Here is an 11912-nt window from a genome sequence, read left to right as displayed (position 1 = left end):
AATTTTAAATTAGAGGCCTGAAACTTTTTAAACAAAAAAATATTTAAAGAAAACATGGACAATCAAAATCAAAATCAAGATCCAAACAACATCAACATCCAACTTAACGAAATGGTAGCTTCAGGGGTATATTGTAACCTTGCTCTAGTAAACCATTCTCCATCTGAGTTTGTTGTAGATTTTATCCAATTAATGCCGGGTGTTCAACAAGCGAACGTGCGTTCAAGAGTTATTCTTGCTCCACTTCACGCTAAGAGAGTATTAGCTGCTCTTCAACAAAACATCACTAACTACGAGCAACAATTCGGAGAGATCAAAGAAGTTGAGCCTTTCGTATTAGGTGGAAACAACGTACAAGCGTAAGATTTTTTCTTAACATACATAAGAATGCCTCAATTTATTGGGGCATTTTTTTTATTATAAACTTTAAAATTTTGATAAGGAAAATTAATTATTAAGCCTAAATAATTTAAAATATTCTAAGTTTAATAATTGTTTTAAAACTTTAATCATAACATATCATATCAATACTACAATTTTATATATTTGTTTTAAATTTGATATAATGGATATGATAGATAATCAGTTTATACTTAATAAATTTGGGTTTTTGGGTGCTGATTTTTCAACCGAACTACAAAAACACGGGATTATTACGAATGTAAAAGCAAAGACAGAAATTGTTCGGGACGGACAGAAGAATAAATATGTTCCTTTCGTAATAAAAGGTTCTGTAAAAGTTTTTTCTTTAAACGACGGTCGAGAATTAATTTACTATTACATAAGGCCGAACGACAGTTGTTTGATGACCTTTTCCTCTATTTTTACCGATTACATAAGCCGGGTTTATGCTGTTGCGGAAGAAGAATCTGAAATTCTTTTGGTTCCGGTTTCTACCGTACATGAATGGTTGATCAGGTTTCCGGAGATCAACAGAATTTTTTATCACGAATATGACAAACGCTTTTCCGATGTTATGAATATGGTGAATGAAGCCGTTTTTCATAGACTCGACAGAAGAGTGTTAAGTTATATTAAACAACAGATTTCTTTAACAGGAAATAATCCGGTAAAGTTAACGCACCGCGAAATCGCCAATAATCTTGGGACTTCCAGAGAAGTTGTAAGCCGAGTTTTGAAAAAAATTGAAAATGAAGGCGAAATTACCCAAACGAAAGAGGGTATCAAAATACCTGTAAATGAAAATGTTAGTCAGTTCTAATAAATAATGTTTAATTGTTTTAATATTACGATTGATAAAAACTATTTACTCGGTGACTTTTATCACACACTTTTGAATTCATAACTCTATAAGTTTGTCTGATTAATTCTAAAAAATTTATATGACAAAAACTTTATTATTTTTGTCGATGCTTTCATCAAGTCTTGCCTTTTCTCAGGAAGATTTGTTGAAAGATATTGACACCATCAAAACAAACACAGACACTTCACAGCCGGCTTTCAAAGGATTACAGGTTGTTACAGCACAATCTACCAAACTTACAGCAAAAAATGAATGGTATATTGTAGTTGCACACCGTTTTGGGGACATCAGTACAGGTTTCAAAAACTTCTTTGGCCTTGATGATGCTTCTACCAAGTTAGGTGCAATTTATGGCGTTACAGACAATATTTCATTAAGTCTTTCAAGAGAAACAAACGGGAAAACCTTTGAATTAGCCGCCAAATATGGTCTTGTGAAACAAAGTGACAAATTTCCTGTAGATATTGTAGGGTATAATGTTTTGGCGCTTAACACAGATCTTGATAAAGATAATTATCCGCATCTACAGTTCAGTGACAGGCTTTCTTATCTTACACAGGCTCTGATTTCAAGAAGATTTAATGAGAATTTATCTTTGCAGTTAACACCTTCCTATGTGCACAAGAATCTTTATGAACCAAATATTGAAGATAAAAACCAATTTTTAACAGGATTGGGAGGTAGATACAAAATTTCTAAAAGGATCTCTATCAACGCAGAATATTTTGTGAATTTTGACAATCACAGTGTCTATAAAAATCCTTTATCAGTAGGAATGGACATAGAAACCGGGGGACACGTTTTCCAGCTTGTATTCAGTAATTCTCAGCTTAATTCAGACATCGGATATCTTACCAATGCAGCCGGAAAATGGGAAAAAGGACAGATTTTCTTTGGGTTTAATCTTTATAGAGTTTTTTAATATGAAAAAGATACTATACATACTATCGTCAGCAGTTTTATTAATTGCTTGTGAAAGCAGAACCTATGAAGAAATCTCTGATAATACGCCGATTACAGAAACCGTAAGATATACACAAGATGTAAAACCTGTTGTTGAAGCCAATTGTATTGGTTGTCATTCTGCTACAGGCTCTGCTTCTTACAAACCTTTTACTAATTATGATCAGGTGAAAGCCAATATTGATGGTATTTTAAATAGAATACAAAGACAAAACGGGGATTCTCAAAAAATGCCTCAGGGCGGATCTTTATCACAATCACAAATCAATATTTTCATTAAATGGAAAGCCGATGGACTTATTGAAAATTAAAAAAATAGAAAAATGAAAAATCTAGTATTAATTATTGTATCGTTACTGTCTAGTAACCTTGCATTGGCTCAAAAATACAGCTCAAAAACAGGACAGGTAAGTTTTGAAGCTTCTGTTCCGTTATTTGAAGATGTAAGCGCAAAAGATAATAACAACATCGTTATTCTAAATGCCGATACCGGAGAAATTGCTTCTGTTTCTGCTGTGAAGAATTATAAATTCACAGTAAAATTAATGGAAGAGCATTTCAATGAAAATTATGCCGAATCAGCAAAATATCCGAAAGCAACTTTTACGGGAAAGCTTGTCAATTTTGATAAAACTAAACTTTCTGCATCACCACAAAAATATACTGTACAGGGAAAACTTAATTTCCATGGCGTAGATAAAGCGGTTAGTTCATCAGCAACAGTTTATGCTAAAGACGGGAAAATTTATATGCAGGGAGGTTTTGTAGCAAGACCTGCAGATCACAATGTAACAATTCCTAAAATGGTATCTAAAAAAGTTGCCGAGAACGTGAATGTTAAGTATGATTATGTATTATCAAAACAATGAAAAATTTAATAGTAATTGTAAGTATTTTTCTGAGTTTTTCATTCGTATCAGCTCAGGAAAAAGCAAAATCAATTTTTGATATTGCGAGAAGCGGTAGTGTAGCTGAGGTTAAAGATTTGATGAAAAAAAATCCTAATATCATCAATGAAACCAATGAAGGTGGCTTTTCTACTCTGATTTTAGCTTGCTACAGAGGCAATACGGAAGTGGCTAAGTTTTTGATGGATAACGTGAAAGATATCAATTATAAAAGCCAGGAAGGAACTGCTTTGGCGGGACTTTCTGTAAAATATAATAAAGATTTGGTTGAGTATTTATTAAATAAAAATGCCGATCCAAATATTGCGGATGCCACAGGATCTACACCTCTTTTCTGGGCTGTGAAATTCGGAAATAAAGAACTTATAGAATTATTGCTGAAACATAAAGCAGATAAATCTAAAAAAGATTCAATGGGAATGACTCCTTTTGAATATGCACTACAAACAAACAACAAAGAAATTATCAACCTCTTAAAGAATTAACATATGAAAAAAGTTTTACTCACATTAAGTTTAGCTCTTGCAAGCGCTGTAGGAGCACAGTTTAGCTCTGGGACGGTAAGTCTCGGATCTACAGGAATGACTGTAAAGTTGGATACTTCTTCAACTTTAGCTACCCTTACACTTACGGGTGCAGATACCTCTTATTTAGGAATAGGTTTCGGAAATTCAGGGATGGCATCAGGCGCAGATGGATTTATTTATAATTCGACTGCTAATAGAGATTATACCTTTGGCGGAATAGGTGTACCACCTACAGCGGATGCGTCGCAAGATTGGACACAAACATCTAATACTGCATCAGGAGGAATCAGAACAGTTGTTGCTACAAGATCATTATCTGGTGGATCGGGAGACACTGCAATTGCAAACTCTGCAGGTTCTGTTAATATTTTCTTTGCAAGAGGAAATTCAACTACTATATCACAGCATAGTGGAACCAATAGAGGTTATACTACATTAAACATGACTGCAACTCTGGGAACCAACGATCTGGCTCTGGAAAGCAAAAAAGTAGTTCTTTATCCAAATCCTGCAAAGGAAACTGTGAATTTCAAAAATGCTGATAAAATCAAATCTATTGATATTTACGAATCAACAGGAAGAAAATTAAAATCTGTAAAAATAGACGGAGAAAATATTAACGTAGCTGATTTAAAAACAGGAAGTTATTATTTCGAAATTAAATTGAAAGACGGCACTTTATCTTACGAGAAATTAATTAAAGAATAAATTTACAGTCAATATTATAAATTATAAATATCCTGGAAATCATACGGTTTTCAGGATTTTTAATTTATAAATGGAAAAAGGTTCAAAAAAAATTTGACTTTGACTAAAGCTTGATAAATTATTATATCAAAAATTAAGTACTTTTTAACTTCTGAAAATCATCCAGAAGTTTTTATTTTTAAAAGTATTTAAATAAATTTACTCATATTTTACAATGATAAAGCTATTGATTTTAATGAAGTTTGTAAGATGTAAATTAAAATAGGAATATGATAATCGACCATAAAAAATATGACTTATTCGGAAAACCTTTATTGCACAAATTGGTTTTAAAATCGCCTTTTACATTTGATTTTCCTATTACAGATAATGCCTGTTTTTTATACATGCTGGAAGGTGAAATGCAGTACAAACTAGATGACGAAAAAATAAATCTTCCCGGGAAACATTCATTATTCCAAAACTGCATAAACTCCGATAAACAAATTAGCAATGAAAATTTGGAAAATAATAATGAGATTTTAATTATTAATTTCCACCCGGATATACTCAAGAAAATTTATGATAAAGAATTGCCTTTATTGCTCAAATCACAAAAAAATATAGTTTCAAATAAGTCAATTGAAAAGATAAACAATGATTTTTTAATTCAAAAATACATTGAAGGATTATTATTTTATTTCGAAAATCCTTCGTTGGTAAATGAAGATATTTTAGTCCTGAAATTAAAGGAAATTATACTTTTACTTTCACAAACAAGCAATGTAGAAGCTATACAAATTATATTATCACAACTTTTTTCGCCCACCACGTATACCTTTAAACAAATAATTGAAGCTCATTTGTTTTCACAGTTAACGATTGAGGAACTGGCGCAGCATCATAATTTAAGTGTTTCTTCTTTTAAGCGTGAATTCACGAAGCTATACAATGACACACCCGCCAATTATATCAAAACCAAAAAGCTTGAAAAAGCTGCCGAGCTACTTTCTATTTCTGATGAACGTATTTCTGAAATTGCCTTTGAATGCGGATTCAATGATCTTGCAAATTTCACCAGAAGTTTTAGCGAAAAATATAATATTTCGCCTACAAAATACCGTTTGAACCAAAATGATAAATAATTGAACTGATTCGCAAAGTTCTTTTTTTGAATTTGTTACAATTTTGCTGAGTCAATAATGACATTCAGTTTTAAAACATTACAAATTCAAAAAAATACTAAAATGGGATTATCAAACTTGGGGATTTTTCATACAATAATTGGCGTTGTTGCCATTGTATCAGCATTAATATCATTTATTAGATTCGGTAAAATTAATTTGGAGCATATTACGGGCAAAATATACTTTTATTTTACCATTATCACTTCGCTTACGGCATTAGGAATTTCTAAACACGGGGGTTTTAATGCCGGACATGCATTATCATTAATAATTTTGGTTCTTGTAACAGTTGCATTTTATCTTCACAGCAAAAGAGGGGGAAATAACAAAGCTCGTTATTTCGAAAACTTTCTTATGGCGTTCAGTTTTCTTCTTTCGATGCTTCCTACGGTAAATGAAACACTTACAAGAATTCCGATTGGGCATCCTTTAGCCAAAGATATAAATGATCCTCTGATTGGGAAAACTTTGCTTGTTATTTTTGTGCTTTTCATCACAGGTTCGGTTTATCAGATTATTAAGCAGAGGAAAATTAATAGATCAAAAACTGATTCATTTGAGTTCTAGGAAGAATACATACTATTTTGTGTCTTTTTAAGCAATAAATTTAAATTTTTTTTAATCCATAAAACTTTTCTGTAAAACTTACAGGCTGTAACTTTGCCGAAAATTTTTATAATGAAGCGAGGATTACAATTTTTCATGCTTTTGATGTCATTAACAATATTTGCTCAAAAAGCACCTGTTGATACTGCTCAAATAGTTATTCCGAATCGATATAATACGGTTGAGGCGCAAACAAAACCTTATGTTATCATGATTTCTACAGACGGTTTTCGATATGACTATGCTAAAAAATATAACGCAGAAAATCTTTCAAAATATTCAAATGAAGGCGTTCAGGCAAAGGCAATGATTCCGAGTTATCCGAGTATTACTTTTCCGAATCACTGGAGTTTGATTACCGGATTATATCCTTCTCATCACGGTTTGATCGATAACTTTTTTTACGACTATAAAAGAAAAGAATCATATGCAATGAGTGATAGAAAAAATGCAGAAGACGGAAGTTGGTATGGTGGAACGCCACTTTGGGGATTAGCCGAAAAACAAGGAATGATTTCAGCTTCTTTAATGTGGGTAGGTTCAGCAAGTGATGCAGGCGGAAAAAGACCAACCTATTATTATCCGTATCACGAAAAATTTACGCCTTCTGAAAAAGTGGAAAAAGTAGTTAATTGGTTAAAATTACCGATGGATAAAAGGCCACATTTTATTTCATTATACTTTCCTGAAGTGGATGGAAGCGGACATCATTTTGGTCCAGAAGCTAAAGAAACGGAAGATGCTGTTCATTTAATTGATAAAGCGATTGGAGATTTGGTTCAAAAAGTAAATGACTTAGGATTAAAGAATGTCAATTTCATCTTTGTTTCAGATCATGGAATGATAAAAGTTGATGGTGGAACTCCTCTTGAAATTCCAGCCTTGCTTTTGGATAAAAATAGATTTGACTTTTATAATTCTCAGACATTATTGAGAGTGGTAGTGAAAAATCCGTCCGAAGTTAAAACTGTTTATAAAGAAATGAAAGCTAATAAAACGGATGATTACGAAGTTTATTTAGATAAAAAGTTACCTAAATATCTTCATTTTGGAACTAAAGATGATCAATATAACAGAATTGGACAAATTCTTCTAATTCCGAAAGCTCCGAAGATATTTTTAGAAAAAGGCAAAAAAACATCGGTTGGAAAACATGGTTATAATCCAAGACTTGTTCCTGAAATGAAAGCTACTTTCTTTGCCTGGGGATCAGAATTTAAAAGTAACGTTGTGATTGATGAGTTTTCAAACGTGAATGTTTATCCTTTAGTTGCTGAAATTTTAGGGTTAAAAATTACTCAGCCGATTGATGGGAAATTCAAAGTATTGAAAGAGACTCTGAAAGATAAAAAATAATTTTTGATTTGGTTTAATATCAAGATTAGAATAAATATAAAGTTTCGGCGAGCCAAAGGCTCGCCGAAACTTGTTTATAAAACGACATAGGAAAATGGAGCGTTAAGAAAATTAAAAATTAATCCGTTAAAAAATTCCCACTGTTTGAAGCGCGAGACAAATTTAGAATCGAAGAGTAAATATTGAATTCGCGCAAGTTTTGGGAATTTTAGGATTAGTTTTTAATTTTTAGCGGAAGTTTCCAAGTCTTGAACTTTTGCTTCTTTTGTTTCAAGACAAAAGAAAATAATTACTAAAATTTGGAAGCAAATTCTTTTGCAAATTCCTCCAATTTAATTTCTCCATCAACAAGCGAACCATGCTCAATAAAATCCTTTTGAACAATACCCGTTCTTACACCTCTTCCCATTTCAGTATATAGTTCAGCCATTTCTTGAGGAAGACCTGCCTGAAGCATTCCGTTTAGAGAATCTTCGTCTTTAAATTCAATCCAAGGCAATTCCGGTTTTCCGATGGCGGTTCCAAAAACTTTAGCAAAATCAGAGGCTGGACGAACATCACTTACAATATATCTTATATTTTTACCTTCAGAATTTTTCACTAATTCCTCTGCCGCAGCTTTTGCAATATCAATGTGATGAACTAATGGAACACGTGCGTTTTCAGGATAATTGGCACCAATAATTCCTGCGTTTTGAACTAATGGAATATCATTAAAAAAGTTAATATAAAAATATCCTGCTCTCAGGAAAGTTACGTTCGTATTTTCCAATTCATTGTAAAATTTTTCAATAAAATGAAGACCTTTGATCGGTCCGTTTTCTACAGGAGATTCAACACCGATGCTGCTCAACATAACAACTTTTTTAACGCCTGTTTTTGAAATGGCTTCAGCATAATTCTTTCCTGCATTAATGGTGTTTTCAACAATATTCGCTCCGCCCATGTTTGGAGGAGTCATTAAAAATGCTGCATCTGCATTTTCGAAAGATTCAACTAAAAAATCTAAGTCTGTAATAGAACCAATGGATGCTTTTGCTCCAAGAGATTCAATTTCGCTTTTTTTAGATTCATTACTGCTGATTACAGTGATGTCATGACCTTCTGCAATTAATTGTTGAGCTAATGGTTTTGCTACATTTCCTAATGAACCTGTGATTATAATTTTCATGTGTAAATATTTTTTTATTTCTGAGAACAAAGGTATATTTGTACTTACTTTTATACAAGTACTTACCCTAAAGTATGTAACAATGACAGCTATTAAAGAAAGCTCAACTATTCAGCAAAATAAAAAATATGCACTCGATCTTTGTCCGGTAACCTACGTTATGGAAAAAATCGGTGGATTTTGGAAACCCATTATTTTATACCATCTTTCAAATGGAGATAAAAGATACAGTGAACTGAAACGTTGCATTCCAGCAGTGACCGAAAAGATGTTGATTCAACATTTAAAACAATTGGAAGCGGACGGATTGCTTATTAGAACTGCTAAACCAGTCATTCCACCTCATGCAACTTATGAATTGAGTGAGTCCGGAAAAGGATTAATTCCTGTCATCCACCAAATGGCAGAATGGGCTTTTAAAGATATGGACGGAAAATATAAATGTGAATAATTGAGTTAAAACTTTTTTCTAAAGATCTTCAAACCATCAATAGGAATGGGCTTTAGCCCATTTGTAGAATTAAATAAATCAAGTCTGGCTTCAGCCAAAACCTAAAACAAAAAAAGACTCCCAAAATGAGAGTCTTAATTAAATTATATAAGAAGAAATTACAAAGATTTCATATCAATTACAAAACGGTATCTCACGTCGCTTTTCAACATTCTTTCGTATGCTTCGTTAATGTCTTGCATGTTGATCATTTCAATTTCAGAAACGATATTGTGTTCGCCACAGAAATCAAGCATTTCCTGAGTTTCAGCAATACCACCGATCACAGAACCAGCAACAGATTTTCTTCCCATGATCATAGGAACTGTATTTAAGAAAGGCTCTAAACCTCCTAAATATCCAACAATAACCAAAGTTCCATTAATATTTAAGGTAGAAACATAAGGATTTATATCATGTACATACGGAACCGTATCGATAATTACATCAAATTTACCTTTTACAGAATCCATTTGAGAATCATCTGTAGAAATTACAACATGATCAGCTCCTAATTGTTTTGCATCATCCGTTTTCCCAGGAGTTCTTGAGAATAAAGTAACTTCAGCACCCAAACCTTTTGCCAATTTAATAGCCATATGACCTAATCCTCCAAGACCTACAACGGCAACTTTAGAATTTGGACCAACGTTCCAGTGTTTCAAAGGTGACCAAGTAGTGATTCCTGCACAAAGAAGAGGTGCAACTGCTGCAAGATCTAAGTTTTCAGGTACTTTTAAAACGTGATCAGCATCTACAACCACTTTTTGAGAATATCCTCCGAAAGTATGACCTCCCAAATGCTTGTCTTTTCCGTTGTAAGTTCCTGTAAATCCGTTTAGACAATATTGTTCAAGATCTTGTTTACAGCTATCGCAATGTCCGCAAGAATCTACAATGCAACCAACACCTGCCAAATCTCCAACTTTAAATTTAGAAACGTCGCTTCCTACTTTTGTAATTCTCCCTACAATTTCGTGCCCCGGAACTGCCGGATACATCGTTCCGCCCCAGTCGTTTCTTGCCGTATGAAGATCAGAGTGACAAACGCCGCAATATAGAATATCAATTTCTACATCGTTGGGTGTTGTATCTCTTCTTTCAATATTCATTTCCTTTAAATCTGCCGTCGTAGACTCTGCTGCGAAAGCTTTTACTGTGAATGTGCTCATTTGATTTTTTATTTAAGTTTTAGTTTATAAATTGTTGTATTCTTCGTCAGTTACAGGCTCCATCCATTCTACAATACCATTTTGTGTATTAGGATTAATAGCAATGTGGGTGAATTCACTATCAGGATCTGCACCATGCCAATGAACTATATTGGGAGGTATATTCACAACATCTCCTACTTTTAAAACCTGAGCAGGCTTTCCTTTTTCCTGATAAAAACCTGTTCCTGAAGTTACAATTAAAATCTGTCCGCCTCTATGAGTATGCCAGTTATTTCTGCAGCGTGGCTCGAAAATTACATTCCCGATCTGGCAGTTAAGTTCGTCTGCATTTGGTTTTAAAATCTGTACCCATGCAATTCCACCTGAAAAATATTCAGAAGGCGCCTTTTCTCCTTTAGGAAAAATAGTAGTATTAAATGTTTCCATAACAATGCAAAAGTCGATACTTTTAGATGAACTACACTTATATAATTTACTGAAATACTTACCATTTTTACGGACAAGAGAAAAGGTACGAAAGAAAGTGGTAATTTTGAATAAGATTAAAAATGGAATTCATGGAAGATCAAGAGGTTGAAATCTATAACAGTGTTTCGGAATATAATAAAATGGCCAATCAGGAAACCTTGCACCCGTTGGTAAGTGTGATTGATTTTTCAAAATCTGATCCTATTAGTCAGCACAAAAGAACGTTTGGTTTTTATACCGTTTTTTTGAAGGACGTGATGTGTGGAGACATGTTTTACGGGAAAAACAGTTATGACTATCAGGAAGGAACATTAGTTTTTATTGCACCTGGGCAGACGTATGGAATTTACAATAAAGGAAAGCAGATTCAGCCCGCAGGTTTTGCATTGATATTTCATCCTGATCTGATTAAAGGAACTAATTTAGGGAAAAATATAAAAGAGTATTCGTTTTTCTCTTATGACGTTCATGAGGCATTGCATTTATCTGAAAAAGAGCGTGAGATCATTTTAGAATGTTTTAAAAATATCAAGCTCGAATTAGAACAATCAATTGATAAACACAGTAAATCATTAATTGTCAACAATATTGAATTGTTTTTAAATTACTGTATGCGTTTTTATGATCGTCAGTTTATTACGAGAGATCATGTCAATCAGGGAGTTATCGGGAAGTTTGAAAATCTTTTAGATGAATATTTAAAATCTGATAAACCTAAAAACTTCGGTTTTCCGATGGTTAATTATTTTGCGGAACAGCTTAATCTTTCAGCAAACTATTTTGGAGATATTATTAAAAAAGAATTGGGAATTTCTGCTCAGGAATTTATTCACAATAAATTGATTGATGTTGCTAAAGAACAGATTTTCAATCCTGAAAAATCCATCAGCGAAATTTCTTATGATCTTGGATTTAAATATCCACAGCACTTCACGCGATTATTCAAAACAAAAGTTGGGGTTTCTCCAAGTGAATATAAGATGTTAAACTAAGTTTTTTTTAACACTAATTTCACTAATACTTTTCACAAATAACACAAATTCTATTAGTGAAAATTCGTGCTTAAAAATTTGTGATATTTGTGTTTAAAAATATTAAACAAAAAAACAA

Annotated in this window: 15 protein-coding genes; 12 read left to right on the top strand and 3 right to left on the bottom strand. The window is 32.9% G+C overall.

Features of this window, described 5'->3' with window-relative positions; genetic code table 11:
• The first annotated feature begins 54 nt into the window (after positions 1-54).
• The 10 genes from SB689_RS16195 to SB689_RS16150 all read left to right on the top strand — a co-directional run bounded on the left by SB689_RS16195 (position 55) and on the right by SB689_RS16150 (position 7498).
• A complete protein-coding gene (locus SB689_RS16195; RefSeq protein ID WP_054511586.1) occupies positions 55-363 on the top strand; it encodes a DUF3467 domain-containing protein in 309 nt (102 codons plus the stop codon).
• Between the two features lie 202 nt (positions 364-565).
• Entirely contained in the window at positions 566-1222 is a 657-nt protein-coding gene (locus tag SB689_RS16190; protein WP_410693143.1) for a Crp/Fnr family transcriptional regulator, read from the top strand.
• Positions 1223-1343: 121 nt separating this feature from the next.
• Positions 1344-2186, top strand: a complete 843-nt coding sequence (locus SB689_RS16185; protein ID WP_410693141.1) for a DUF5777 family beta-barrel protein — start codon at positions 1344-1346, stop codon at positions 2184-2186.
• 1 nt (position 2187) lies between these two features.
• Positions 2188-2538: a c-type cytochrome gene (locus tag SB689_RS16180; protein WP_410693139.1), complete on the top strand. Its 351-nt coding sequence runs from the start codon at positions 2188-2190 to the stop codon at positions 2536-2538.
• Positions 2539-2550: 12 nt separating this feature from the next.
• A complete protein-coding gene (locus SB689_RS16175; RefSeq protein WP_410693137.1) occupies positions 2551-3096 on the top strand; it encodes a YceI family protein in 546 nt (181 codons plus the stop codon).
• Entirely contained in the window at positions 3093-3620 is a 528-nt protein-coding gene (locus SB689_RS16170; RefSeq protein WP_410693135.1) for an ankyrin repeat domain-containing protein, read from the top strand. Before SB689_RS16175 ends, SB689_RS16170 begins: the two co-directional genes overlap by 4 nt.
• Before the next feature lie 3 nt (positions 3621-3623).
• A complete protein-coding gene (locus SB689_RS16165; protein WP_410693134.1) occupies positions 3624-4370 on the top strand; it encodes a T9SS type A sorting domain-containing protein in 747 nt (248 codons plus the stop codon).
• A gap of 269 nt (positions 4371-4639) precedes the next feature.
• On the top strand, positions 4640-5494 hold the full coding sequence (locus tag SB689_RS16160) for a helix-turn-helix domain-containing protein (RefSeq protein WP_410693133.1): 855 nt from the start codon (positions 4640-4642) through the stop codon (positions 5492-5494).
• A 102-nt stretch (positions 5495-5596) separates the two neighbouring features.
• Positions 5597-6103 (top strand): hypothetical protein, encoded by a 507-nt coding sequence (locus SB689_RS16155; RefSeq protein ID WP_410693132.1) that lies wholly within the window; start codon positions 5597-5599, stop codon positions 6101-6103.
• A gap of 111 nt (positions 6104-6214) precedes the next feature.
• Positions 6215-7498 carry an ectonucleotide pyrophosphatase/phosphodiesterase gene (locus tag SB689_RS16150; protein ID WP_410693131.1) on the top strand — a complete coding sequence of 428 codons (1284 nt, stop codon included), beginning with the start codon at positions 6215-6217 and terminating at the stop codon, positions 7496-7498.
• A 292-nt stretch (positions 7499-7790) separates the two neighbouring features.
• On the opposite strand, the gene SB689_RS16145 is transcribed toward SB689_RS16150, so the two are convergent.
• Complete coding sequence (locus SB689_RS16145; RefSeq protein WP_410693130.1) at positions 7791-8669, bottom strand: NAD(P)H-binding protein; 879 nt, start codon at positions 8667-8669, stop codon at positions 7791-7793.
• Positions 8670-8751: 82 nt separating this feature from the next.
• Between SB689_RS16145 and SB689_RS16140 the strand changes: the two genes are divergently transcribed.
• On the top strand, positions 8752-9120 hold the full coding sequence (locus SB689_RS16140) for a winged helix-turn-helix transcriptional regulator (RefSeq protein ID WP_410693128.1): 369 nt from the start codon (positions 8752-8754) through the stop codon (positions 9118-9120).
• A 158-nt stretch (positions 9121-9278) separates the two neighbouring features.
• Here the strand turns inward: SB689_RS16140 and SB689_RS16135 are convergent, their stop codons facing one another.
• Positions 9279-10331: an NAD(P)-dependent alcohol dehydrogenase gene (locus SB689_RS16135; protein WP_410693127.1), complete on the bottom strand. Its 1053-nt coding sequence runs from the start codon at positions 10329-10331 to the stop codon at positions 9279-9281.
• Positions 10332-10355: 24 nt separating this feature from the next.
• Positions 10356-10760 (bottom strand): cupin domain-containing protein, encoded by a 405-nt coding sequence (locus SB689_RS16130; RefSeq protein WP_410693125.1) that lies wholly within the window; start codon positions 10758-10760, stop codon positions 10356-10358.
• Positions 10761-10891: 131 nt separating this feature from the next.
• Here SB689_RS16130 and SB689_RS16125 point away from each other — a divergent pair, with 131 nt between their 5' ends.
• Positions 10892-11794 carry a helix-turn-helix domain-containing protein gene (locus tag SB689_RS16125; RefSeq protein ID WP_410693123.1) on the top strand — a complete coding sequence of 301 codons (903 nt, stop codon included), beginning with the start codon at positions 10892-10894 and terminating at the stop codon, positions 11792-11794.
• Positions 11795-11912: the final 118 nt, after the last annotated feature.

The sequence above is a fragment of the Chryseobacterium sp. SIMBA_038 genome, from assembly GCF_046535115.1.
Lineage (GTDB): Bacteria > Bacteroidota > Bacteroidia > Flavobacteriales > Weeksellaceae > Chryseobacterium.
The sequence above is the reverse complement of the archived record's forward strand: the minus strand, read 5'-3'. Positions and strand labels throughout refer to the sequence as shown.

What these genes read in the sequence shown, in the direction of transcription:
- SB689_RS16195 (WP_054511586.1), top strand. Translation starts at nt 55, where the DNA reads ATGGACAATCAAAATCAAAATCAAGATCCAAACAACATCAACATCCAA.
- SB689_RS16190 (WP_410693143.1), top strand. Translation starts at nt 566, where the DNA reads ATGGATATGATAGATAATCAGTTTATACTTAATAAATTTGGGTTTTTG.
- SB689_RS16185 (WP_410693141.1), top strand. Translation starts at nt 1,344, where the DNA reads ATGACAAAAACTTTATTATTTTTGTCGATGCTTTCATCAAGTCTTGCC.
- SB689_RS16180 (WP_410693139.1), top strand. Translation starts at nt 2,188, where the DNA reads ATGAAAAAGATACTATACATACTATCGTCAGCAGTTTTATTAATTGCT.
- SB689_RS16175 (WP_410693137.1), top strand. Translation starts at nt 2,551, where the DNA reads ATGAAAAATCTAGTATTAATTATTGTATCGTTACTGTCTAGTAACCTT.
- SB689_RS16170 (WP_410693135.1), top strand. Translation starts at nt 3,093, where the DNA reads ATGAAAAATTTAATAGTAATTGTAAGTATTTTTCTGAGTTTTTCATTC.
- SB689_RS16165 (WP_410693134.1), top strand. Translation starts at nt 3,624, where the DNA reads ATGAAAAAAGTTTTACTCACATTAAGTTTAGCTCTTGCAAGCGCTGTA.
- SB689_RS16160 (WP_410693133.1), top strand. Translation starts at nt 4,640, where the DNA reads ATGATAATCGACCATAAAAAATATGACTTATTCGGAAAACCTTTATTG.
- SB689_RS16155 (WP_410693132.1), top strand. Translation starts at nt 5,597, where the DNA reads ATGGGATTATCAAACTTGGGGATTTTTCATACAATAATTGGCGTTGTT.
- SB689_RS16150 (WP_410693131.1), top strand. Translation starts at nt 6,215, where the DNA reads ATGAAGCGAGGATTACAATTTTTCATGCTTTTGATGTCATTAACAATA.
- SB689_RS16145 (WP_410693130.1), bottom strand. Translation starts at nt 8,669, where the DNA reads ATGAAAATTATAATCACAGGTTCATTAGGAAATGTAGCAAAACCATTA.
- SB689_RS16140 (WP_410693128.1), top strand. Translation starts at nt 8,752, where the DNA reads ATGACAGCTATTAAAGAAAGCTCAACTATTCAGCAAAATAAAAAATAT.
- SB689_RS16135 (WP_410693127.1), bottom strand. Translation starts at nt 10,331, where the DNA reads ATGAGCACATTCACAGTAAAAGCTTTCGCAGCAGAGTCTACGACGGCA.
- SB689_RS16130 (WP_410693125.1), bottom strand. Translation starts at nt 10,760, where the DNA reads ATGGAAACATTTAATACTACTATTTTTCCTAAAGGAGAAAAGGCGCCT.
- SB689_RS16125 (WP_410693123.1), top strand. Translation starts at nt 10,892, where the DNA reads ATGGAAGATCAAGAGGTTGAAATCTATAACAGTGTTTCGGAATATAAT.